The following is a 22,664-nucleotide window of genomic DNA, read 5'->3' as shown; positions in this document are numbered from 1 at the left end:
CCGCGCTTTGGGGTGGGAATTTTTGAAGGTTATCACCGTCGCGCCCGGTATCTCGCGCTCCGTGCGCCTGGACGACAGGCCGGAGCCCCTATCCGACGCCGCCGCACTGCTCGTGGAGGCCGTCGCCCTCGGCGTGTGCGGCACGGACCGCGAGATCATCGAAGGCGCCTACGGCAGTTCGCCGACCGGAAGCGACCGACTGGTCCTGGGCCACGAATCGCTCGGACGCGTGCTGAGCACGCCGCCCGCGAGCTCCTTCGCCGCGGGCGACCTCGTCGTCGGCATCGTGCGCCATCCCGATCCCGTGCCGTGCGCCGCGTGCGCCGAGGGCGAGTGGGACATGTGCCGCAACGGCCGTTACATCGAGCACGGTATCAAGGCCCTCGACGGATTTGCCGCCGAGCGCTTCCACCTCGACCCGAAGTTTGCCGTGAAGGTAGCGCCGTCGCTCGGCCTGTGCGGGGTCCTGCTCGAACCCGCGAGCGTGCTCGCCAAGGCCTGGGAGCACATCGACCGCGTGGGCGGACGTACACGCAGCTGGAGGCCCCGCAGCGTCCTGGTCACCGGCGCGGGCCCGGTCGGTCTGCTCGCTGCCCTGATGGCGCGCCAGCGCGGCCTCGATCTGCATGTCTTCGACCGCAATCGCGCCGGCCCGAAGCCCGGGCTCGTGCGTGCATTGGGCGGCACCCATCATGCGATCGATATTCCCGACGACCTTGCACCGGACATCGTCATCGAGTGCACCGGCGCGCCAGCCGTCGTCGTCGATATGCTGTCACGGACGTCGAGCGCGGGAATCGTCTGCCTCACCGGGATATCGAGCCCCGGCCAAGCCCTGCCGTTCGATGCCGGCGCCTTCAATCGCAGTATGGTGCTGCGCAACGACCTGGTCTTCGGATCGGTCAATGCCAACCGCCGGCACTATGAACTGGCCGAGCGGTCGCTTGCCATGGCCGATCCGGACTGGCTGGCCGGACTCATCACGCGGCGTGTTCCGCTCGCGCGCTGGCACGAGGCCTTCGAACGCCGCTCCGGCGACGTCAAGGTAGTGCTGACGTTTGACGGAGACGGACCATGAACGCACCGCTCGAGAACTACGGGCTGATCGGCGACTGCCAGACCGCCGCACTGGTCTGCCGCAGTGGCTCGATCGACTGGCTGTGCTGGCCGCGCTTCGACTCAGACGCCTGCTTCGCGGCCCTTCTCGGCGACGCCGGCAACGGCCGCTGGCTGATCGCGCCGCGAAGTGAAGCGGTCGACGTGACACGGCGCTATCGGACCGACACGCTGGTGCTCGAGACCCGTTTCGAGACGCCGACCGGCACGGCGAGACTGATCGACTTCATGCTGGCGCGGGAGCGCACGTCGGACCTGGTGCGCCTGGTCGTCGGCGAGCGCGGCACGGTCGAGATGAAACTCGAGCTGGTGCTGCGCTTCGGCTACGGCTGCACGAGGCCGTGGGTCACGTCGCTGGAGGACAAGACGCTGCGCGCGGTCGCCGGGCCCGACATGGTGTTGCTGCGCGCGCCGGTTCGTCTGAAGGGACGGGATTTCACCACCGTCGCCGACTTCACCGTTCATGAAGGCGAGACGGTTCCATTCGCCCTGAGTTATACGCCATCGCACCTGCCGCCGCCGCCGCCGATCGACGGCCGCGACGCACTGACCGAGTGCGAGTCTTTTTGGCGCGACTGGACGGCGCGCACCCGCACCGGAGGCCCCTACTCCGAGGCCCTGCGGCGTTCGCTCATCACCCTGAAGGCGCTGACCTATGCCCCGAGCGGCGGCATCGTGGCCGCTCCCACCACGTCGCTTCCCGAACTGGCGGGGGGTGCGCGCAACTGGGACTACCGATATTGCTGGATCCGCGATTCCACCCTGACCCTGCTGGCGCTGATGAATGCCGGCGTCTACGACGAAGCCTCGTCGTGGCGTGACTGGCTGCAACGCGCGGTCGCCGGTTCGCCGTCCGACATGCAGATCATGTACGGCCTCAAGGGCGAGCGCCGCCTCACGGAATGGTCGGTGGACTGGCTGCCGGGGTATCTCGGCTCGCGGCCGGTGCGCGTCGGCAATGCCGCTCACCAGCAATTCCAACTCGATGTCTATGGCGAGCTGATGGATACGTTCGAGCAGGCACGCCAGGGCGAGATCGCCCCGACCGAGAGCGGCTGGGAACTCCAGAAGGCACTCGTCGATCACGTCGCGCGAAACTGGACGAGGCCCGACTACGGCATCTGGGAGGTCCGTGGCCCGCCCCGGCACTTCACCTACTCGAAGGTCATGGCCTGGGTCGCCCTCGACCGCGCCGTCAAGGCGGTGGAGCGTCATGGCCTCGACGGACCGGTCGAAAGTTGGCGGGCGACACGCGATCGGATCCATGCCGAAGTCTGCGAGCACGGCTTCGATCGCGAGCACAACTGCTTCCGCGCCGCCTACGACGAGGCCTCGCTCGACGCCAGCCTGCTCCTGCTCGCCGAGGTCGGCTTCGTGGAGCCGCAGGATCCACGCTTCATCGGCACGGTCGAGGCGATCGAGCGCGAACTCTGCGTCGACGGCTTCGTGCTGCGCTACGACACGGTGCAGGTCGATGACGGCTTGAGGCCGGGCGAATGCGCGTTCCTGGCCTGCAGCTTCTGGCTCGCCGACGCCTATGTCTCCATCGGACGGCACGCCGACGCCGAGCGCCTATTCGAGCGTCTGCTGGCGGTTCGCAATGATCTCGGCCTGCTGGCCGAGGAGTACGACACGACCGCGAAGCGCCAGATCGGCAATTTCCCGCAAGCCTTCAGCCACGTCGCGCTGATCAACACGGCCTTCAACCTGACCCGGTTCGTCAAGCCGGCCGAACAGCGTGCACAGGCCGAACCGATCCACTCACCCGAGGCCCCCAGGCAGCCGCAGACACCGGGCAGCGGACCCGCCGCTCCCGAGCCCGGCGCCGAGGTGCTTAGCCGTCCAGCATCTTCTTCAGGGTCTCGTTGACCGCCTTCGGGTTGGCCTTGCCGCCGGTCGCCTTCATCACCTGGCCGACGAACCAGCCGAACAACGTCGGCTTGGTCTTGTAGGCTGCAACCTTGTCGGGGTTGGCGTCGATCACCGCCTTGATCGCGGCCTCGATGGCGCCGGTGTCGGTGACCTGCTTCAGGCCGCGTTCCTCGACCAGCGCCGCGGGATCCTTGCCGGTCTCCTCCATGACGACGAACAGGTCCTTGGCGATGCGGCCGGAGATCGTGCCGTCGGCGATCAGGTCGAGCAGCTTGCCGAGATGGTCGGCGCTGACCGGCGACTGGCCGATGCCGACGCCGCGCCTGTTGAGCATGGCGAAGAAGTCGCCCGTCACCAGGTTGGCCGCCTGCTTGGCGTCGCGCCCCCTGGCGACGGTCTCGAAGAATTCCGCCGTCTCCTTCTCGGCCACCAGCACACCGGCATCGTAGATCGACAGGCCGTATTCCTCGGTGAACCTGTTCTTCTTGACGTCAGGAAGCTCGGGCAGGGTCGCCCTGATGCCGTCGACATAGTCCTGCGTCAGTACCAGCGGCAGCAGGTCGGGGTCGGGGAAGTAGCGATAGTCGTGCGCGTCCTCCTTGGAGCGCAGAGAGCGCGTCTCGCCCCGGCCCGGATCGAACAGCCGAGTCTCCTGCTGGATCTTGCCGCCGCCCTCGATGATCTCGACCTGACGGCGCGCCTCGTACTCGATCGCCTGCCTGACGAAGCGGATCGAGTTGACGTTCTTGATCTCGCAGCGCGTGCCGAGTGCGCCGCCCGGCTTGCGCACCGACACGTTGACGTCGCAGCGCATCGACCCCTCGTCCATGTTGCCGTCGCATGTCCCGAGATAGCGTACGATCGAGCGCAACTTGGCGAGATAGGCGGCCGCCTCGTCGGCCGAGCGCATGTCGGGTTTGCTGACGATCTCCATCAGCGCCACGCCCGAGCGGTTGAGGTCGACATAAGTCTGCGACGGATGCTGGTCGTGCAGGCTCTTGCCGGCATCCTGCTCGAGATGCAGTCGCTCGATGCCGATGGTGCGCGTCTTGCCGCCCTCGAGGTCGATCTCGATCTCGCCTTCGCCGACGATCGGATCCTTGTACTGCGAGATCTGATAGCCGGCCGGCAGATCGGCGTAGAAGTAGTTCTTGCGATCGAACACCGAGCGCAGATTGATCCGGGCGTTGAGACCGAGACCGGTGCGCACCGCCTGCTCGACGCAGCGCTCGTTGATGACCGGCAGCATGCCCGGCATGGCGGCGTCGACCAGCGACACCTGCGTGTTGGGATCGGCGCCGAACGCCGTCGGCGCGCCGGAGAACAGCTTGGCGTCGGAGACAACTTGGGCGTGGACTTCCAGCCCGAGCACGATCTCCCAATCGCCCGTTTCGCCCTTCAGGAGTGACATGGCGGCTAAATAGGGGCTTGCGCCGGGCCTGTCCATGCTTGCGGCGCCCGCCGGATCGGCGGTCGTCAGCCGTGCGCATGACGACATCGGCCAAGCCGTGACCGAACACCGGCTCGAGCACGTCGACGACGACTAATTCCCCTTGCAGGCCGGCCGCAACGGGATAGGCTCCCCATGCAAATAAATAAATACCTGGGAGGTTGTAAAATGTCTGTATTGCGTCGCCGCGCCGTCTTGGCCGGCTCAGTTGCCGCGACTCTCGGTGCGCCTGCGATCGCGCGCGCCCAATCCGATTGGCCCAAAGGCACCGTCAAATTCGTCGTTCCGTTCCCGCCCGGCGGCTCGACCGACCCGATCACCCGTATCATCCAGGCGAAGATGACCGAGCAGACCGGTTGGAACATCGTGGTCGAGAACAAGGCGGGCGGCAGCGGCATGGTCGGCGCGGCGGTCGCCGCCAATTCGCCGCCGGACGGCCAGACATGGCTGTTCGTGTTCGACAACCACATCATCAATCCGCTGCTGAACGAGCAGATGCCCTACAAGGACAATCAGCTCATGCCGGTGACACAGATCGGCCGCAGCGCGCAGGGCATCGCCGCCCATCCGTCGCGCCCCTACAACGATTTCGCCGGGGCCATCAAGGCGGCCAAGGCCGAACCCGGCAAGATCGCCATTGGTTCGCTGGGTTCGAGCCTTGCCCAGATCTTCATCGCCTTCCTGCAGTCGGAGAACGGATTCCAGCTTAACTACATCCCCTACAAGGGAGGCGGACCGCTCTATCAGGATGCGCTCGCCGGCAACATCGACCTCACGGTCACGAGCCTTGCCAACATGATGCCGCACGTCCGGGGAGGGAAATTGAAGCTGATGGGCGTCACCGGCGCCAAGCGCAGCGCGCTTGCGCCCGATACGCTGACACTCACCGAGCAGGGCGTGAAGTCGCTGCCGTCGTACTCATGGTGGGGCGTCTATGCGCCCGCTGGCACACCCCAGCCGATCGTCGACAAGATGCACGCGGCGATCAGCAAGGCGGTGCGCGAGAAGGACGTGACCGACAAGTTCGTCGGCCTGTACGACATGGAGATCACGCTGCCCTCGACGGCGGACTTCCAAGCCTTCATCAAGAAGGAGCTCGAAGTCTGGGGCAAGGTGATCAAGGAAAACAAGATCACGGCGGGCTGATCACGCCGCCCTCGGGCCCCTGACCAGTCTGCCTGGCAGGGCGCCCGTGGGTTCGCCGTCGCGATAGGTGACTTCGCCCGAGACGACCGTGGCGCGATAGCCGGTCGCGCGCTGCAGCAGCCGTTTGCCGCCGGCCGGCAGGTCCCACCTCATCACCGGTGCCTCGACGCGCAGCTTGCCGAAGTCGATGACATTGAGATCGGCTTTCTTTCCGGGCGCAACGACGCCGCGGTCGTGCAGACCGACGGCGCGCGCATTGTCGAGCGTCTGGCGCTTGACCAGCCACGCCACATCGAGCCGCCCGCTCCTGCGGTCCCGTCCCCAGTGCGCCAGCAGCGAGGTGGGAAACGAACCGTCGGAAATCAGGCCGACATGCGCACCGCCGTCGCCGAGCCCGATCAGCGTGTGCGGGCTTTGCATCATCTCGCTGCAGCAATCGAGGTTGTAGGCGGCGTAGTTGGCGAAGGGCGAGAAGATGAAGTTCCGGCCGTCGCCTTCGATGAGATAGTCGTAGATGACTTCGCGCGGATCGCGGCCCTCGCAACGCGCGCGGGCACCGAACGAGCTTTCCTGCGGTGGCTCGTAGTCCGGCGGGTCACCGAGCGGAAACATGCGATCGTAGTCGGCAAGCCGTGCGGCCATCTCCGAGCGCAGCGGCTGGCGCGCTTCAGCGAGCAGCTTTGCACGAAAAGCCGAGTCGCGCAGGATCGACAGGCGCTCGGCGACGCTCTTGTGCGCGATCTCCTTGTAGGAACGGCACATCGAGAACGGGATACGACTCGCTTGCAGGCCCTGCAGCACGCCGATCGGCCGCGGTGCCACTTGCGCCTTGGCCGAGTGTCCCTTGACGGCCAGCCCCTCGACCAGACCAAGCAAACGGCGCCAGCCGTCGGGCCGGGAATGGCGCTGCGCCAGCGACACCGAGAACGGACGGCCCGACGCCGTCAGCAGGCGATCGATCATCGCGAACTCGCTCTCGGGGTCCGGCGTGTTGAAGTCGGAGATGAATTCGATCACGCCCGACCCCGCATCCTTCATGCCGAGCGCGATGCCCAGCAACTCGGCTTCGGAGGCGCGCAGCGACGGCGTCGGGTCGCCCTTCACGGTGCGATGGTTCAATGTGCGCGACGTCGAGAAGCCGAGCGCGCCGGCACGCATCGCTCCGGCAGCCAGCGACCGCATCTGCGCGACCTCCGCTTCGGTCGCCTCTTCCAGCCGCGCGGCGCGCTCGCCCATGACGAACACGCGCAACGCGCCGTGCGGCAGTTGCGCGCCGAGATCCATGTCGCGCGGCCGCGCCTCGAGTGCATCGAGATACTGTCCGAAGGACTCCCACGACCATGCGAGGCCCTCGTCGAGCGCAGCACCAGGAATGTCCTCGACACCTTCCATCAGTTCGATCAGTCGCTGGCGATCCTCGACCTTCACCGGCGCGAAACCGACCCCGCAGTTGCCCATCACCGCCGTGGTGACGCCATGCCAGCTCGAGGGCTGCAGCCGGGAGTCCCAGGTCGCCTGGCCGTCGTAGTGCGTGTGGATGTCGACGAAACCCGGGGTGACCAGAAGACCACGCGCATCGATCTCCTCGCGGCCCTGGCCGCTCACCTTGCCGACGGCGACGATCCTTCCGTCCTTCACCGCGACATCGGCCTCGCGCAGCGTCGCGCCCGTGCCGTCAGCAACGGACCCGCCGCGCACAACCAGATCGTAGTCGGCCATGGTTCACTCCCCAATTGGCGAGAGTGTAACCGTCAGCGTCGGGTGAACGCCAGCCATAGGCCGCCACCAATCAACATTCCGCCGCCGACACGCGACACCATACGCACTCGATGGGCGGAAAGGACGCGACCGGCTCGGCCCGAGGCGATGGCGTAGGCGCTATCGGAGAGGGCCGCAAGAAGCATTGCCGTGAGCCCCATGATCAGGATCTGCAGACCGTGATCGCGCGCCGGATCGATGAACTGCGGGAAGAAAGCGCCAAAGAACAGCAGTGTCTTTGGATTGCTAAGCGCCACCAACATACCCTGGCTCACAAACCCGCTGCTCGGCGGCCGGGGAGCCGGGACTTCCTTGCCGACACTGCCAGAACGGATCATCCGCCATCCCAACCACACAAGGTAGGCCGCGCCGACGAGTCGTAGCCAGTCGAACCATTGTCCCATCGCCTCGATCAGCGACGTCAGGCCGATGCCCACCAAGCCGATCATGATCGCAAGACCAATCTGCGTACCGAGCACATTCATCAGTCCGGCCCGCATACCGTGACGAATGGAGTTGGCGAGTATCAATGTCGCCGTCGGACCTGGGACAATGACTACGATCAGGCACGCGAAGAGATATGCAATGTATAGATCCAGCGACATCCCTTACTTTTCCTCCCGCGCCTAGTACCCCGCCGCCCTTGCCGTGAATCCCGCCGCCTTCTCGAGCGCTACCGCTGCGCGCAGCATCGTTTCCTCGTCGAAGGCGCGGCCGATCAGTTGCAGGCCGAGCGGCAGGCCGTCCTTGTCGAGGCCGGCCGGCACCGAAATGCCGGGCAGGCCCGCCATCGAGGCAGGGATGGTGAACATGTCGTTGAGGTACATGGTCACCGGATCGTCCATCTTCTCACCGACGGCGAAGGCCGCGGTCGGCGCCGTCGGCGTCAGCAACACGTCGCACTTCTCGAAGGCCTCGCGGAAGTCGCGCGCGATCAGCGACCTGATCTGCTGCGCCTTCTTGTAATAGGCGTCGTAGTAGCCGGCCGACAGCACGTAGGTGCCGATCATGATGCGCCGGCGCACTTCCTTGCCGAAGCCCGCCCCGCGCGTGTTCTGGTACATCTCGATCAGGTCCTTGCCGGGCACGCGCAGGCCGTAGCGCACGCCGTCGTAGCGCGCGAGGTTGGACGAGCACTCCGCCGGCGCCACGATGTAGTAGGCCGGCAGGGCGTACTTGGTGTGCGGCAGCGACACCTCGATGGGCTGTGCCCCCGCCGCCTTCAGCATCGCCATGCCCTTGTCCCACAGCGCCACGATCTCGGGCGATGTGCCGTCGACGCGGTATTCCTTGGGAATGCCGACCTTCATGCCCTTGATGTCGGGGTTGCGCGCGGCAGCGACGAAGTCGGGAAGCGGCAACGGCGCCGAGGTCGAGTCCTTGGGATCGTGCCCGGCCATCGCCTGCAGCAGGATCGCCGCGTCCTCGACAGTGCGCGCGAACGGTCCGGGCTGGTCGAGTGAGCTCGCGAACGCCACGACACCCCAGCGCGAGCAGCGGCCGTAGGTCGGCTTCAGCCCGACGATGCCGCAGAACGCGGCCGGTTGGCGGATCGAGCCGCCGGTGTCGGTGCCGGTGCTGCCCGGCACCATGTAGGCCGCGACCGCCGCCGCCGACCCGCCCGACGAGCCGCCGGGCACCAGCTTGCGGTTGTCGCCGCGGCGCTTCCACGGATTCTCCACGCCGCCGAAATGGCTCGTCATGTTCGACGAGCCCATGGCGAACTCGTCGAGGTTGGTCTTGCCGACCATGACGGCGCCCGCCTTCCACAAATTGGCGGTCACCGTGCTCTCGTACTGGGGCACGAAGCCTTCGAGGATGTGCGAGGCGGCCGTCGTCTGCACGCCGTCGGTGCAGAACAGATCCTTGATGGCGAGCGGCACGCCTTCGAGCAGGCCCGCCTCGCCCCTGGCGCGACGCGCGTCGGAGGCCTTGGCCATCTCGCGCGCCCGGTCCGGCGTCTCCTTGATGAAGGCGTTGAGCGCACGATGCTCGTCGAGCTTCCTGAGGTGCGCGTCCGCCACCTCGACGGCACTCGCCTCTTTCCTCTTCATCGCCTCCAGAAGGCCGGCGACGGTGAGATCGGTGAGAGCGGCCATGCCTATTCCACCACCTTCGGCACGGTGAAGAAGCCACCGGCGTTCTTGTCGGTCGGTTCTATATAGACCGCACCGCCCGGGGCGTTGGCCAGAACCTTCCCGGCGATGCCGCCGTCGGTCACCTTGTCGGCGCGCATCGGCAGGGTCACGTCGGAGACGCTCGACAACGGCTCGACGTTGCCGGTGTCGACCTCGTTCAATTGCTCGATCCAGGCGAGAATTCCAGACAGCTCGCTGGCCAGCGGCGCGAGTTCCTCCTCTGGCACCTTCAGACGGGCGAGCCGCGCGATGCGCGCCACCGTGTCCTTGTCGAGCGACATCCTCTGCTCCGCGATCCAAATCCGGCGCGGTTGGTACAGGGTTTGGGCCGCTCGGGCAACCGACTACGGCGATGCCTGACCCTCGTTCTCGGCGACACGGCGCGCAGCCATGGCCTCGATCTCGCCGCGCACGTCCGGCCGCTTGCCGAGGAGCGCCCGAAAGTCCCGCCGCGACAGCATCAGCAGGTGGCTGTAGCCGTGGGAAACGACGTCGGCGTTGCGCGGCTGGTCGCTCAGCAGCCCCATCTCGCCGAAGAACGCACCTTCCCTGAGCACGATCGGCCGCCCCGCCGCATGCACTGTCACCGCGCCTGCCGCGATAAAGTACATCGCGTCGGACGCTCCCCCTTTCGCGACGATCTTCTCATTGGGCAGCGCAACGACCGGCCGCAGACTCTTCCCTAGTTCACGCACCGCCTGCGCATCGAGCCCCGAGAACAACGGAACGCGCTCGATCATGCCGGCCAATTGGAGTCCGAGATCGAGCGGCAGGTCGCCGCTCACCGCCTTGCGTCGCTCGTTCAGTTCCTCACGCAGGTCATCGTAGACTTCACGGCTAATCACCGAATCGCGCAGGCGCTGGGCATACTCCATGGACGTGAAGCGGATCGCGGCGCGCTCGAGTTGACGGTCCCGGATCGCGGTGGCGTAGCCCGGATACTGCAGCGACAGCGCCCGCAAGGCATCGTCGACGAAGCGGCGGCGATTGTCGATCATCTGCCCGAGCCGCTCCTCGGCTTCCCGTCCCACCAGGTCGGCCACCGACTGCAGATTGAAGACGGCGAGCTCTGCCAGGACGTCCTGCGAGACCATGAGGGTTTCGAAGCGGTCGGCGAGTTCGCGCGTCAGCGCATGCTCGTAGCCCAGACGGCGGTGCGCCCAGAGAGCCAGCCGGAACCAATGGTCGGGCAGCGCGGACTTCTGCAGGGTTTCGACATAAGCCGTGGCGCCACCGTCGCGAACCGCGTCTATCAGGCGGTCGGCCCGCGCCGTGAAGCGTGCGATCATCCGGCGGGACAATGTCTGCTGCTCGAACAGCTCGAGGTAGAGCTCTTTTTCCTGCGTGCAGAGCGTGAGCAGGCCGACCCTCAGCCGCTCTTCCAGGCTGAGCGCCAGATCGGGCGGCGTATCGTCGACCTTGGCCTCGCCGGCCGACGCCGGATCCACGTCGATGCCGTCGACGAGCGCATTGTGCCGCCGCATCACCTCCTCGAGGTGGCGTTCGGCGTTGATGCGCGAGAGCGCCAGAACGCGGTCGCGCAACGCGAGCTCCAGATGGGTCAGCTTGTCGAGCCCGAGCAGGCGCATGACGACACCGAGGCTGGTTGCGTTCACGAAGAGCGTGAACAACACGAACATGATGGCCAGCAAGGCGGTGAATTCGCGAATCGACTGCGGCAGGCGATCGTCGCCCGCGGCGACCATCGCGAGTACGATCGTCACGGCACCGCGCAACCCACCCCACACCAGGATCGTCTTGTAGCGGACGTCGACCGGCGCCACGAAGCGGACGCGCTCGAGCACCGGCAGCATGCCGAACACCACCAGCGTGCGCGCCAGCATCGCGCCCGCCGCGACCGCGCACATGCCCCAGACGTGGAACCAGCCGACTCGCGGCAGCACCGTCGCCGCCACCATCGAGGCCAGCACGAAAATCAGGCAGTTGCTCCAGAACTCGAGCTGGTGCCAGATCTGCTGCAGTGCCGTCCACTGCCGCGGATGGAGGTGGGTGGGACCGTAGGCGGCGATGGTGAGCGCCGCCATGACGACCGCCACGACACCCGAAACCTGGAGGTAGTGGTCGGCGATCAGATAGCTGAGATAAGCGAGGCTCACCGTCACCGAGGCGATCGCCGCGTTCGAATGCCCAAGACGCGGCAGAATGAAAACGGCAGCTCGCGCGATCAGCACGCCGAAAACTATGCCGCCGATGAACTCGTAGACGAAATGGTGGACGAGGCCTGCCAGCCCTTCAGACGCAACGCCCGAGACTTCCGGCGACGCCCTCGCCGCCAGGAATTGGATGCAGAAGGTGAAGGTCGCGATGGCGACCGCGTCGTTGAACAACGACTCGCCCTCGGCGAGGATCGAGAGTCGCTTGGGAGCGCCGACGTCGCGGAAGATGCCGATCACCGCCGCCGGGTCGGTCGTCGAGACGATCGCCCCCAGCAGCATGCACACGACGATGTCGACGCCGGTGGCGACGTGTACCACGCCCGCCACCACGACGATGCACACCACCACCGCCACGATCGCCATCAGCAGGACGGCGGAGATTTCGTCCCATAGCCGTCGGACGTTGATCATCAGGCCGGCGGTGAACAGCAACGGCGGCAGGAAGAGCGGCAGAAAGTAGTCGGTGCCCACCTCGAGCTGCTCGAGACCGGCAAAAAGATCGCCCACCGGGCCTAGCTTGACGCCGTCCCGTGCGAACCAGGAACCGGTCAGACCCAGAGTCACGCCGGTGACCGCGAGAAGCACGGTATGCGGCAGCCGCAGCCGCTCCGCCAAGGGCACCAGCAGGCTGACGATCGTCAGGACGACGGCGATCGCGAGCAGGACATAGAAGATTTCCGACACGAACCGACCATACCTTGCCTGTCGTGGCTGTCAGCCTATAACCGCGTACATGGCTGGCTTGGCATTTGTGATCCACGGCATGTGGGGGACGTCCGCCGTCTGGAACAACTGGAGCGGCTTCCTCCAGTCTCATGGTTGGCAGACGGTGGTTCCCGACCTGCGCCATCACGACGCGCCGCCGCATGTCGCCCCCGCCGGTCTCGGCACCACCAGCCTGCTCGACTACATCGCCGACCTCGAGGCGGAAATCCGCAAGCTGCCGGAGAAGCCGGTCGTGATCGGCCATTCGATGGGCGGACTGTTGGCCCTGCTGCTGTGCGCGCGCGGGCTCGCCGCGAAGGGCGTACTGCTGACCCCCGCGCCGCCTTCCAGCGTGATCGCAATCCGCCCCTCGAACCTCGCCGCCTTTGCGCGCACCCAGTTGAGTTGGGGCTGGTGGCGCAAGCCGCATCGTGCGACCACGGCGGAGTCACTCGCCTATACCTTCAACACCATGGACCCGGCCGAGGCGACACCGCTCGCCGAAGCCTTCGTCCATGAATCAGGACGCGCGCTGTTCGAGATCGCCCTGCCTTGGCTCGATTCGCGGCGTGCCGCAAAGGTCGATCCGAAAAGCGTCACCGTTCCCTTGCTTTTCGTGGCCGCGGAGAAGGACAAGCTGACGCCGCCCGGCGTCGTCCGCCGCGCGGCGCGCCTGTTCGGCCCGAGGGCGCACTACCGGGAATATGCCGGGCAGGGCCATTGGGTGCTCGGCCAGCCGGGATGGCGCGACATCGCGGATGACGTCGTTTCATGGCTGTCCTGACACTCGACGAATTCGGCACGAGCCTCGGCGGGGACGGCCGCCTGATGGGTCTCGACGTCGGCAGCAAGACGATCGGTATTGCGACCTCCGACGTGACCAGGCGGTTGGCAACGCCTCACTCGACGGTGAAGCGCGGCAAGCTCCGTGCCGATCTCGACTCGCTCGCCAATCTCGCACGACAGTTCCAGATCAAGGGGCTCGTGATCGGCCTGCCGCTGAACATGGACGGTAGCGAGGGACCGCGCTGCCAGTCGGTGCGCCAGTTCGCCGTCAACATTGCCCTGCACGGGCCGGCAGAACTCGCCACCCTGCCCATCGCGTTCCAGGACGAGCGCATGAGCACGGCCGCCGTCACCCGCGGCATGATCGACGACTACGACATGAGCCGCGCCAAACGCGCAGAACGTGTCGACGCGGCGGCAGCCGCCTGGATCCTGGAAAGCGCCCTCGCCCGCCTGCGTTGATCCGCCGCCGGGCTCAAGGACACAAGTCCGGCGGCGGCGGCATCGGCGGAACCTCGGCGTCGAGCGAGCGCAGGAAGGCGACGAGATCGGAGCGCTCCTCGCTCGACAGTCCGAGCGGCCGGACCAGGGGCACGCCGTCGCTGTGCAGGCGGTCGGGGCTGACCTCCGAATAGTGCTTCACCACGTCCTCCAGCGTCGCCACGCTGCCGTTGTGCATGTAGGGCCCCGTGCGGCCGACCTGGCGCAGGCCGGGCACGCGGAATTCGCCGTAGTTCCGATGCTGGCGCTCGACATGGCGCGTGCGCATCGCGCCCCGCCCCGAGGCATCGTCGCTGTGCGCGCCGAGGCGATTGAAGGAACTCGCCCGCAGCCTCTCCAACCCGCCGAAGCGGCCGGGATCGACGCTGCCGTCCTTGCGGAAGAACGGGATGCCGACATCTCCGAACTCGCCGTTGGTGAACAGCGGCCCGACATGGCAGGTGCTGCAATCGCCCTTGCCGATGAAGATCCGGAGGCCGCGCTGTGCCGCCTGCGGGTAGGCGGTGGCGCGCACCGCGTCGCCGGCGACCAGCGCATCGCGGAAGTCGTCGAACGGCGTGCGTGGCGAGACCAGTGTCGCCTGGAACGCCGCCAGCGCCTTGGCGACATCGACGACGACCTTCTCGTCCTCGGACGGCGGTGCACTACCGAACGCCCGCTCGTAGCCGCAGCTCAACTGACGATCGGAGCGTATCAGCGAGGCGACCGCCGCCAGGCTGCCGCCCATCTCGCGCGGATCGAGGATCGGGCGCAGGCTCTGCATCCAAAGCGAGTCGGCCGCGCCATCCCAGCCGAACCAGTGGAGATAGCCGACGTTCCACAGGGACTGCGTGCGCCGGTCCAGCTCGGCGCCGGCTCGCGCGAGCGGCCTGCCATCGCGCCAGTCGCGGCCGGGCTGGTGGCAATCGGCGCAGCCCATGCGGCCGTCCGCCGACAGACGGGAATCGTCGAACAGGCGGTGGCCCAGCGCGACCGCTTCGGGCTTGCCGACAACACGGTTCGACGGATCGCGCACCGGCCCCGGCGGCCACGGGCCGTGGCTCGCGATCCGCGCAATCTCCGGCTCGGTCCAGTGAACCGTATCGCGCGCTGTTGCAGGCGCGGCGGCGAGCGCCAACACGAGCATCGTCACGAACGCCGGCAGCGACAGCAAGGCGCACGTCAGTTGAGCAGGATGTCGTGACTGAGCCGTTCCGTTTCCTCGCCGGAGCGAACGTCGAAATTCACCTCCCAGCGGCCGGGCATGTGGAACAGCAGGCCCTCGACCCTGTAGCGGCCGTCCTGTCCGGGCACGATCGTCGTCCTGTAGTTCATGCCGTGCCTGTGCTCGGGCATCCAGGCGTCGACCGCCACCAGTTCCGCCGGCTGCCCGTTCTTGCTGCAGACGTTCATGACCAGCGCGAACGGCACACCCGTCTCCACTCGCAGAGGATCGGCCCGGAAGGCGACCATGTAGTGGTTGGAAAAGGCAACCCAGCCGGTGCCGACGCCGGGGTCGAGCGGACAGCTGGCCCAGACGGGCGTCGAGAGCAGGGCAGCGACAAGTCCGCAGAGACGCCTCACTGTCCCGAGCCGCCGAACAGGCGCTCACCGTTGCGGAAACCGATCTTCTCGGCGACGTCGCGCGGCAGGTCCGACAGCCACTGACGCGACCACCGCGCATGTTCGACGATGTAATGCAGCCGCTCGGGCGTGAAGGTGTCGGTGCCGACCATGAAGCGGTCGGGGAACTCGAGGAACAACTCGCGCCAGCCGGTCGTCACCTTGCCGTTCGACGCGTGCGCGGTGAGGAACGCGAGGTCGCAGTAGAGATTGCGATAGCGTCGCAGCATCGCCGCCACGTTGGATGGAGAATCGAATCCCGAATGGGCCCACAGCACCTTGGCGTCGGGATCCTGCTGGAAGTGGCGCTCGACCGCAGCGGAATCGGAGTGCGAGTGCAGCCACAGGCCGTGCTTCTTCGCCAGAGCCACGACGCCGCGCACGTTGGGCAGGTCGGCGTCGGCGCCGAACACGTGGAACTCGCCGATGGCGACGTACTTGCGCCGCGCCAGCAGGTCTTCGAGGAAGGGCAGGACCGTCGTGTCGCGCAGCCACGAGGAAAGCTCGCCGCGCGAACGATACGGCCGCAGTTCGGCGATGATGCGCTCGGGCGCGACCTCCTGCAGCATGCGCGTGCCCTCGTTGTTCGAGCTCGACACCAGGGCGCGGCGCACGCCCGCCTTCCTGAGGATCTCGATGAAGGCCGCGGGCGGCACGACCTGCCAGGCGTCGTGGCTGTAGTGCAGGTGCGCGTCGAAGATCGGCATCTCGTCGTCGGCGCGCGCGGCGGTGCCGGCGAGGAGCAGCGACAGGCAGACGAGCAGCAGGCGCATGGGGCGGGTCCTCAGCGTCGGGGCTTGGCGGCGCAGGCGTAGTTGAAGCTGACCGAAATCCGCTCGCCGGCATACCGCGCCGGCGGCACCTCGTGGCGCAGCCAGCTCTCGAACAATATCACGTCGCCCGCCCGCGCGGGCAGGCTCACGAAATGTTGGTGGGAGGCCGGTGCGTCCGAGCGGCGCGGCGGCGCCGCCATGAAGGCCGGCAGCCTGGGATCCTCCAACTTCAGCGCCCCCGCTCCCTTCGGCACCGTCACGTAGTAGGTGCCGCTGACGAACGAGGCGGGGTGCAGGTGCAGCGAGTGAACCACGCCCGCCGGCATGACGTTCACCCAGCAGTCGGTCATCGTCAGGGCGCGCCCGCGCAGATCGTAGTGCAGCGCGCGGGCGAACGATTCGACGTGCGGCCGCAGGCGCCGCGCGAGGTCGGCGAACAGCGAGGAGACGAGGTGCAGGCGGTCGAGCGAGCCATAGGAGGTATAGCCACCGAGATAGTGTCGCGCTGACCAGCGCCGCCCGGCGGCGTCCGACACGGCGAGGCTGCGGCACTCGTCGGCAAGCGCGGCCTGGAAACGCGGCCACCCCTTTCCGCCGAGTGCGGCGCGATAGACCTGTGTCGGAAAGAGGGCACGGATCGCCATTTGGTGATTATCGGCCAAGGCTCCGTCTCGTGCTATGCTTTCGCATGCTCACGCCGGACCAGATAGAAGCCTATCGCCGCGACGGCTACCTCGTGATCCCGCGGCTGATCGAGGGCGAGCAACTCGCCCAATTGCGTGCCCTCACCGACCGGATCGTCGAGGAGGCCCGCGGCGTCGCGGCCAACGACGACCTCTACGATCTCGAGCCCAGCCACAGCCCCGCGCTGCCGCGCGTGCGCCGGCTCAAGCCGGTGATCTTCCGGCGCTACGAGTTCTTCAGGGCGCTAACACGCGACTCCAGGATCACGTCGATCCTCTCGCAGCTGATCGGGCCGAACATCAGGTTGTACGGCGGCAAGCTCAACATGAAGTCGGCGGGCTACGGCTCGCCGGTCGAGTGGCACCAGGACTGGGCGTTCTATCCGCACACCAACGACGACGTGCTGGCGACCGGCATCTACCTCGACGACTGCGACCTCGACAACGGCCCGCTGCTCGTGCTGCCGGGCACGCACCATGGTCCCACCTACGATCACCATGCCGAAGGCCGGTTCTGCGGCGCCATGGATCCCGAGGCCTGCGGCCTGGATTTTTCCAAGGCCGTGCCGCTCACCGGCCCGGCGGGGTCGATGACGATCCATCATGCCCGGCTCGTGCATGGCTCGGCGCTGAACCGCTCCAATCGCCAGCGTCGGCTGCTGCTGCACGAATACACGGCGGCCGATGCCTGGCCGCTGCTCGGGGTCGCCGACTTCGAGGATTTCAATCGCCGCCTCGTGCTCGGCGAGCCGACCATCGAGCCGCGCCTCTCTGCCGCGCCGGTGCGCCTGCCGTTGCCCCCGGCCGACCATCAGGGCTCGATCTATGAGAACCAGCGCGGCGTGGGCAGCCGCTTCTTCGCGACCCACGAGGAGCGCGAGGTTCGTGCGGTCTAGCATCGCCCGCCGCGCCGTGCTGTGCGGGCTGGCGTGCTGCCTTCCCGCCCTCCGGGCGGCGCGTGCCGAGCAACCCCTCAACATCGGCGCCGGGCGCGGCACCATCGACTTCGCGATCGGCGACTCGCGCATCTTCCGCACCACGGGCAGCTTCAAGGACTGGCGCGGCTTCGTCCATGTCGACGAGGCGAACGTGCCGCGCAGCAGCGTCGAGGTGACGGTGCGCACCGCCAGCATCGACATGCTCGACGCCCAGCAAACCGCGATGCTGAAGGAACCCGACTTCTTCGATGTCGCCAACCACCCCGAAATGCGCTTCCGCTCGACCCGCATCGAGCGCACCGGCGAGACGACCCTGAAGGTCGAGGGTCTCATCACCCTGCGCGGCGTCACCCGGCCGATGACGCTCGACGTGTCGGTCACCGACCGCGGGGCGGATGCGTCGTCCGGCCGGCCCTATGCGCGTTTCCGCGGCACCGGCAGCATCAAACGCTCCGAGTTCGGCATGACCAGGTTCGTCGACGTCGTCGGCGACACCGTCGACATCACGATCCGCACCGATGCCTGGCGCTGAGCCGGGCCACCACCCGCTCGCCAAGCTCCTGCACTGGCTGACCGCGCTGCTGGTGCTGGGATTGCTGATGGTCGGGCTATGGATGACGGGCTTGCCGTTCGGCCTGCCCAAGCTGCAGGCCTACGCCTGGCACAAATGGATCGGCCTGCTCGTTCTCGCGCTCACTGTCGCCCGCCTGTTCTGGCGTCGGCGTTTCCCGCCGCCGCCCCTGCCCGACCGGATCGCGCCGTGGGAAAAGCGCCTCGCGCCGCTCGCCCATGGCAGCCTGCTCGCGCTGCTTCTCGCCATGCCTGTCACGGGCTGGCTCATGAGCTCGGCCGGCGGAGTGGCCGTGGTGTGGTTCGGCATCCTGCCGCTGCCCGACCTCGTGCCGCGCGACCAGCAGCTCTTCGCCGCCCTGCGCACGAGCCACCGCATCCTGTCGCGGCTGCTGATCGCCCTGGTCGCTCTGCACGTGCTGGCCGTTCTGCGCCACGACGTACTGCGGCGCGACGGCATCTTCCGCCGCATGTGGCCGTGACGCCGCGCGCTCAGGACGGACGCGGCCCGACGTAGTTGGATTGCGGGCGGATGATGCGACCGGCCTTCTCCTGCTCGAAGACGTGGGCGCACCAGCCGGCGACGCGGCCGACGGCGAACAGCGCGGTAAAGGCGGTCCGCGGGATCTCGAGCGCTTCCAGCAGCAGCGCCGTGTAGTACTCGACGTTGGTGTCGAGCCGGCGGCCGGGCTTGTGCTTGCGCAGGGCGGCGATGGCGCCCTGCTCGACGGCGCTGGCATAGGCGAGCCGTCCCGCCGTCGCCGGCAGCGAGGCGACGGTGCGCTTCAGCACGTCGGCGCGTGGGTCGCGCACCTTGTAGATGCGATGACCGAAGCCCATCAGCGTCACGCCCCTGCCGAAGGCATCGTCGAACCACGCCTCGGCCCGCGCGGCGTCGCCGATCTCGTCGAGCATGTCGAGCACCGGGCCGGGCGCGCCGCCGTGCAGCGGGCCCTTGAGGGCGCAAAGCGCGGCGACGACGGACGAAACGAGCCCGGTCCGCGTCGAGGCGACGACACGCGCGGTGAAGGTCGAGGCGTTGAAGCCGTGGTCGGCGATGGTGGCGAGATAGGCGTCGAGCGCCTTCTCGAACGCCAGGCCGGCGCGCTGGCCGCGCACCATGCGCAGGAAATCCTGCGCCGTCGTCAGCGCGGGATCGGGCGCCAACGGCGCGACGCCCCTCTCCCTGCTCAGCAACGCCGCGAGAAACACCGGCAGTGCGCCGCACACCAGGAAGTGATGCGGCATGCGTTCGCCGTCGGACAGCATCGCAAGACCGACGCGCAAGGCCTCGATCGGCGTCAGACCCGCGGCCGCGGCCAGCAGACGGGGCACGTCGGCATGGGTGCGCAGCCGCGCCTGCGCCAGTCCGCGTCGCACCGCGGTCTCGTCGCCACCGCCTTCGGCGAAACCTTCCCACAGCAGGGCGGCGACACCCTCGAAGCCGCGCGTCGCGATCAGTTCCTCGAGCGCGTGGCCGCGCACGACCAGCCGGCCTTCCTCGCCGTCGACCTCGCTCATGACGGTGTCGGCGACGACCACGCCGTCGAGGCCACTGTTCACCCGTGTCTGCAGCATGGAATCCCTCCTTGTCTTCGAAGGTATTTCCGGTCAGTCATATATATTGTCAATATTGATGGATACGATCAATAATAAGAAATGAGCATGGAATGGCTGAGCTCCAAGGAGGCCGCGCGCCGGCTCGGCGTGTCGGCGGCGACCCTCTACGCCTATGTGAGTCGCGGCCTGCTGCGCTCGGAGGGGGCGCCCGGCCAACGCGAGCGCCGCTACCGGGCCGACGACGTGTCACGTCTCAAGCGCCGCCGCGATGTCGGGCGCAAGGCCGAAGCGATCGCGGCGCACGCGCTCGACTTCGGAACGCCGGTGCTCGAATCGGCCCTCACCCTGATCGAGGCCGGCCACCTCTACTATCGGGGGCACGACGCGGCCCGGCTCGCGCGCAGCAGCTCGCTCGAGCAGGTCGCGCAGCTCCTGTGGGAGTGCGACGACCGCCCGTTCGCCGCCGGCAACCTGCCCGCGATGTCGACGGCGTTGCGCAGCGCCTGGCAGGCCACCGCGAGCCTGTCGCAGATCGACCGCTGCCTGATCCTGTTGCCCGCGGCGGCGCGCTGGGATCATCCGAGCTGGGTCGAGGATCACGGCGCGATGCTCGAGACCGGCGTGCGCATCCTGCGCCTGCTGACCGCGGCAGTGACCCGAGAACCGATCTCGGCCGCCGCCGTGCACGAACAGCTCGCCGCCGCCTGGAACGTGCCGCGCGAGCACGTGCCGCTGCTCCGCGCGGCCTTGGTGCTGTCGGCCGATCACGAATTCAATGCATCCGCCTTCGCCGCCCGCGTCGTCGCTTCCACCGGGGCCAACCTCCATGCCTCGACCCTGGCCGGCCTGGCGGCGATCAACGGCCCGCGGCACGGCGGTCTGACCCGCCGCGTCGCCGCCTTGTTCGATGAGTTGCGAGGGGAACCCGATCTCGAGGGCGAGCTCGGGCGACGGATCGGGGCATCGGGTCGCCCACCGGGGTTCGGGCATCCGCTCTATCCCGACGGCGACATACGCGCGCAGACGCTGCTCGACATGGCGCGAGAAGGGCTGGCGGGTTCGTCTGAACTCGCCCTTGCGCTGCGAATTGCGGAAGCGGCCGAACGGCTGACCGGGCGCAAGCCGAACATCGACTTCGCGACGGTGACGCTCGAACGCGCGCTCGGCCTACCCGAGGACTCGGCGCTCGCCCTGTTCCTGCTGGGCCGTACCGTCGGCTGGATCGCCCATGCCCTCGAACAGGGCGCGACCGGCGGCTTGATCCGGCCGCGCGCGCGCTATACGGGACCGCGACCCGCTGTATGAGGAACCGCCGATGACCGATGCCCTGATCGTGATCGACATGCAGAAGGGCTCGTTCGGGCCGGGTTCGCGCCGCTACGACACACCGGGGCTCGTTCGACGGCTCAATCGTCTGGCCGCCGGAGTGCGCCAAAGCGGCGCCGTGGTCTTCATCCAGCACGACGGGCCAGACGGCGATCCTCACCATCCCGACGCGCCGGGATGGAAGTTGCTCGACGAACTCGATTTTCAGCCAGGCGACACCGTGATCCGCAAGCGCTCGTGCGATGCCTTCCTGGACACGACGTTGCAGGAATTCCTGCTGGCGAGGCGCGTCGGCCGCCTGATCGTCACCGGCTGCGCCACCGACTATTGCGTCGACACGACGGTGCGTAGCGCGCTCGCGCGCAGCTGGCGCACGATCGTGCCATCGGACGGTCACACGACCAGCGACCGGCCCCATCTCGCTGCGCACCAGATCATCGCGCACCACAACGCCATCTGGGCCGACTTCCTGGCGCCGGCGGGACCCGCGACCGTGGCGCCGTGCGACGATATACGGCCGAACTGAAGCGGGGCGCTTATCCACCAAAACGCCGCCTTGCGGGCGGCGCGCGTGCGTGCTTAACGTCGCGCTTTAGTGACAAAGAAACGCACGGGCGTGCCGAGGTTGCCCCACCTGCTCGGCATCGAGGGTCTTTCGCCTGAGACGATCTCGGGATTGCTCGACCTTTCCGAAAGCTACATCGTGCAGAATCGCTCGCTCGACAAGCGACGCGACCTGCTCGCCGGTCGCACCGTCATCAACCTGTTCTTCGAGAATTCGACCCGCACCCGCACCAGCTTCGAGGTCGCCGCCAAGCGACTCGGTGCCGACGTCATCAACATGGACGTCGCGACCTCGTCGGTGCGCAAGGGCGAGACCTTGCTCGACACGGCGATGACGCTGAACGCCATGCGGCCCGACGCCATCGTGGTGCGGCATGCGGAGTCGGGTGCGGTCAATCTGCTGTCGCAGAAGGTCAACTGCACGGTCATCAACGCCGGTGACGGCCAGCACGAACATCCGACCCAGGCGCTGCTCGACGCGCTCACCATCCGCCGCCGGCGTGGCCGGCTCGAGGGCCTGTTGGTGGCGATCTGCGGCGACATCATGCACAGCAGGGTCGCCCGTTCGAACATCCATCTCCTGAACATCATGGGTGCGCGCGTGCGCGTCGTCGGCCCGCCGACCCTGATGCCGACCGACATCGACCGGATGGGGGTCGAGGTCCACTACAACATGCGCACCGGCCTGAAGGACGTCGACATCGTCATGATGCTGCGCCTGCAAACCGAACGCATGCAGGGCTCGTTCGTGCCGTCGATCAGCGAATATTTCCGCTTCTTCGGTCTCGACCACGACAAGCTGAAGGTCGCCAAGCCCGACGCCCTGATCATGCATCCGGGCCCGATGAATCGCGGCGTCGAGATCGACTCCGAGGTGGCCGACGACCTCGACCGCAGCGTCATCCACGAGCAGGTCGAGATGGGAGTGACCGTGCGCATGGCCTGCCTCGACGCGCTGATCGGCGGCCGTCGCAACGCCATGGGAGCAGTCGCATGAGT

Annotated in this window: 22 protein-coding genes; 11 read left to right on the top strand and 11 right to left on the bottom strand. The window is 67.5% G+C overall.

The window, feature by feature from the left end; all coding sequences use genetic code 11:
• The first annotated feature begins 61 nt into the window (after window positions 1–61).
• Together KIT25_10980 and KIT25_10975 are read left to right on the top strand one after the other, a co-directional pair.
• Entirely contained in the window at window positions 62–1,078 is a 1,017-nt protein-coding gene (locus KIT25_10980; protein ID UYN97422.1) for a glucose 1-dehydrogenase, read from the top strand.
• Window positions 1,075–2,985: a glycoside hydrolase family 15 protein gene (locus KIT25_10975; protein UYN97421.1), complete on the top strand. Its 1,911-nt coding sequence runs from the start codon at window positions 1,075–1,077 to the stop codon at window positions 2,983–2,985. Before KIT25_10980 ends, KIT25_10975 begins: the two co-directional genes overlap by 4 nt.
• Here KIT25_10975 and gatB read toward each other — a convergent pair.
• Window positions 2,951–4,399 (bottom strand): Asp-tRNA(Asn)/Glu-tRNA(Gln) amidotransferase subunit GatB, encoded by a 1,449-nt coding sequence (gatB, locus tag KIT25_10970; GenBank protein ID UYN97420.1) that lies wholly within the window; start codon window positions 4,397–4,399, stop codon window positions 2,951–2,953. The genes KIT25_10975 and gatB overlap by 35 nt on opposite strands.
• A 174-nt stretch (window positions 4,400–4,573) precedes the next feature.
• On the opposite strand from gatB, the gene KIT25_10965 reads away from it, so the two are divergent.
• Complete coding sequence (locus tag KIT25_10965) at window positions 4,574–5,584, top strand: tripartite tricarboxylate transporter substrate binding protein (protein ID UYN97419.1); 1,011 nt, start codon at window positions 4,574–4,576, stop codon at window positions 5,582–5,584.
• Here the strand turns inward: KIT25_10965 and KIT25_10960 are convergent, their stop codons facing one another.
• The 5 genes from KIT25_10960 to KIT25_10940 form a co-directional block, all read right to left on the bottom strand.
• Window positions 5,585–7,303 (bottom strand): amidohydrolase family protein, encoded by a 1,719-nt coding sequence (locus KIT25_10960; protein UYN97418.1) that lies wholly within the window; start codon window positions 7,301–7,303, stop codon window positions 5,585–5,587.
• 32 nt (window positions 7,304–7,335) lie between these two features.
• On the bottom strand, window positions 7,336–7,947 hold the full coding sequence (locus KIT25_10955) for a LysE family translocator (GenBank protein UYN97417.1): 612 nt from the start codon (window positions 7,945–7,947) through the stop codon (window positions 7,336–7,338).
• A gap of 21 nt (window positions 7,948–7,968) precedes the next feature.
• The gene (gene gatA / locus KIT25_10950; GenBank protein ID UYN97416.1) at window positions 7,969–9,441 is read right to left on the bottom strand and encodes an Asp-tRNA(Asn)/Glu-tRNA(Gln) amidotransferase subunit GatA; all 1,473 of its coding nucleotides are present in this window, start codon (window positions 9,439–9,441) and stop codon (window positions 7,969–7,971) included.
• A 2-nt stretch (window positions 9,442–9,443) separates the two neighbouring features.
• Window positions 9,444–9,761 (bottom strand): Asp-tRNA(Asn)/Glu-tRNA(Gln) amidotransferase subunit GatC, encoded by a 318-nt coding sequence (gene gatC / locus KIT25_10945; protein UYN97415.1) that lies wholly within the window; start codon window positions 9,759–9,761, stop codon window positions 9,444–9,446.
• A gap of 63 nt (window positions 9,762–9,824) precedes the next feature.
• Window positions 9,825–12,341 carry a cation:proton antiporter gene (locus KIT25_10940; GenBank protein UYN97414.1) on the bottom strand — a complete coding sequence of 839 codons (2,517 nt, stop codon included), beginning with the start codon at window positions 12,339–12,341 and terminating at the stop codon, window positions 9,825–9,827.
• Window positions 12,342–12,390: 49 nt separating this feature from the next.
• Between KIT25_10940 and KIT25_10935 the strand changes: the two genes are divergently transcribed.
• On the top strand, window positions 12,391–13,146 hold the full coding sequence (locus KIT25_10935) for an alpha/beta hydrolase (protein ID UYN97413.1): 756 nt from the start codon (window positions 12,391–12,393) through the stop codon (window positions 13,144–13,146).
• Complete coding sequence (gene ruvX / locus KIT25_10930) at window positions 13,134–13,610, top strand: Holliday junction resolvase RuvX (protein UYN97412.1); 477 nt, start codon at window positions 13,134–13,136, stop codon at window positions 13,608–13,610. The genes KIT25_10935 and ruvX overlap by 13 nt, the downstream gene beginning before the upstream one ends.
• 13 nt (window positions 13,611–13,623) lie before the next feature.
• Here the strand turns inward: ruvX and KIT25_10925 are convergent, their stop codons facing one another.
• Genes KIT25_10925 through KIT25_10910 form a run of 4 tightly spaced genes read right to left on the bottom strand, consistent with a single transcriptional unit; the run spans window position 13,624 to window position 16,668 of the window.
• Complete coding sequence (locus KIT25_10925) at window positions 13,624–14,802, bottom strand: hypothetical protein (protein ID UYN97411.1); 1,179 nt, start codon at window positions 14,800–14,802, stop codon at window positions 13,624–13,626.
• An 8-nt stretch (window positions 14,803–14,810) separates the two neighbouring features.
• Window positions 14,811–15,212: a FixH family protein gene (locus KIT25_10920; protein ID UYN97410.1), complete on the bottom strand. Its 402-nt coding sequence runs from the start codon at window positions 15,210–15,212 to the stop codon at window positions 14,811–14,813.
• Window positions 15,209–16,024, bottom strand: a complete 816-nt coding sequence (locus KIT25_10915; GenBank protein ID UYN97409.1) for an amidohydrolase — start codon at window positions 16,022–16,024, stop codon at window positions 15,209–15,211. Before KIT25_10915 ends, KIT25_10920 begins: the two co-directional genes overlap by 4 nt.
• Window positions 16,025–16,035: 11 nt before the next feature.
• Window positions 16,036–16,668: a hypothetical protein gene (locus KIT25_10910; GenBank protein ID UYN97408.1), complete on the bottom strand. Its 633-nt coding sequence runs from the start codon at window positions 16,666–16,668 to the stop codon at window positions 16,036–16,038.
• Between the two features lie 44 nt (window positions 16,669–16,712).
• Between KIT25_10910 and KIT25_10905 the strand changes: the two genes are divergently transcribed.
• From KIT25_10905 to KIT25_10895, 3 genes are read left to right on the top strand one after another with little or no spacing between them, the layout of a single operon-like run.
• The gene (locus tag KIT25_10905; GenBank protein ID UYN97407.1) at window positions 16,713–17,603 is read left to right on the top strand and encodes a phytanoyl-CoA dioxygenase family protein; all 891 of its coding nucleotides are present in this window, start codon (window positions 16,713–16,715) and stop codon (window positions 17,601–17,603) included.
• Window positions 17,593–18,177, top strand: coding sequence for a YceI family protein (locus KIT25_10900; protein ID UYN97406.1), 585 nt, complete (start codon window positions 17,593–17,595; stop codon window positions 18,175–18,177). Before KIT25_10905 ends, KIT25_10900 begins: the two co-directional genes overlap by 11 nt.
• Window positions 18,164–18,697, top strand: a complete 534-nt coding sequence (locus tag KIT25_10895; protein UYN97405.1) for a cytochrome b — start codon at window positions 18,164–18,166, stop codon at window positions 18,695–18,697. The genes KIT25_10900 and KIT25_10895 overlap by 14 nt, the downstream gene beginning before the upstream one ends.
• A gap of 10 nt (window positions 18,698–18,707) precedes the next feature.
• Here the strand turns inward: KIT25_10895 and KIT25_10890 are convergent, their stop codons facing one another.
• Window positions 18,708–19,793 carry a citrate synthase/methylcitrate synthase gene (locus KIT25_10890; protein UYN97404.1) on the bottom strand — a complete coding sequence of 362 codons (1,086 nt, stop codon included), beginning with the start codon at window positions 19,791–19,793 and terminating at the stop codon, window positions 18,708–18,710.
• Between the two features lie 87 nt (window positions 19,794–19,880).
• On the opposite strand from KIT25_10890, the gene KIT25_10885 reads away from it, so the two are divergent.
• The 3 genes from KIT25_10885 (at window position 19,881) to KIT25_10875 (ending at window position 22,662) form a co-directional block, all read left to right on the top strand.
• Window positions 19,881–21,080 (top strand): citrate synthase family protein, encoded by a 1,200-nt coding sequence (locus tag KIT25_10885; GenBank protein UYN97403.1) that lies wholly within the window; start codon window positions 19,881–19,883, stop codon window positions 21,078–21,080.
• Between the two features lie 10 nt (window positions 21,081–21,090).
• Complete coding sequence (locus tag KIT25_10880) at window positions 21,091–21,627, top strand: cysteine hydrolase (GenBank protein UYN97402.1); 537 nt, start codon at window positions 21,091–21,093, stop codon at window positions 21,625–21,627.
• A 69-nt stretch (window positions 21,628–21,696) separates the two neighbouring features.
• On the top strand, window positions 21,697–22,662 hold the full coding sequence (locus KIT25_10875) for an aspartate carbamoyltransferase catalytic subunit (protein UYN97401.1): 966 nt from the start codon (window positions 21,697–21,699) through the stop codon (window positions 22,660–22,662).
• The last annotated feature ends 2 nt before the right edge of the window (window positions 22,663–22,664 follow it).

It is taken from the genome of Enhydrobacter sp. (assembly GCA_025808875.1).
In the GTDB taxonomy this organism is placed as follows: domain Bacteria; phylum Pseudomonadota; class Alphaproteobacteria; order Reyranellales; family Reyranellaceae; genus Reyranella.
Note: the sequence above shows the minus strand (reverse complement) of the source record. Positions and strands in the feature narration are given on the sequence as shown.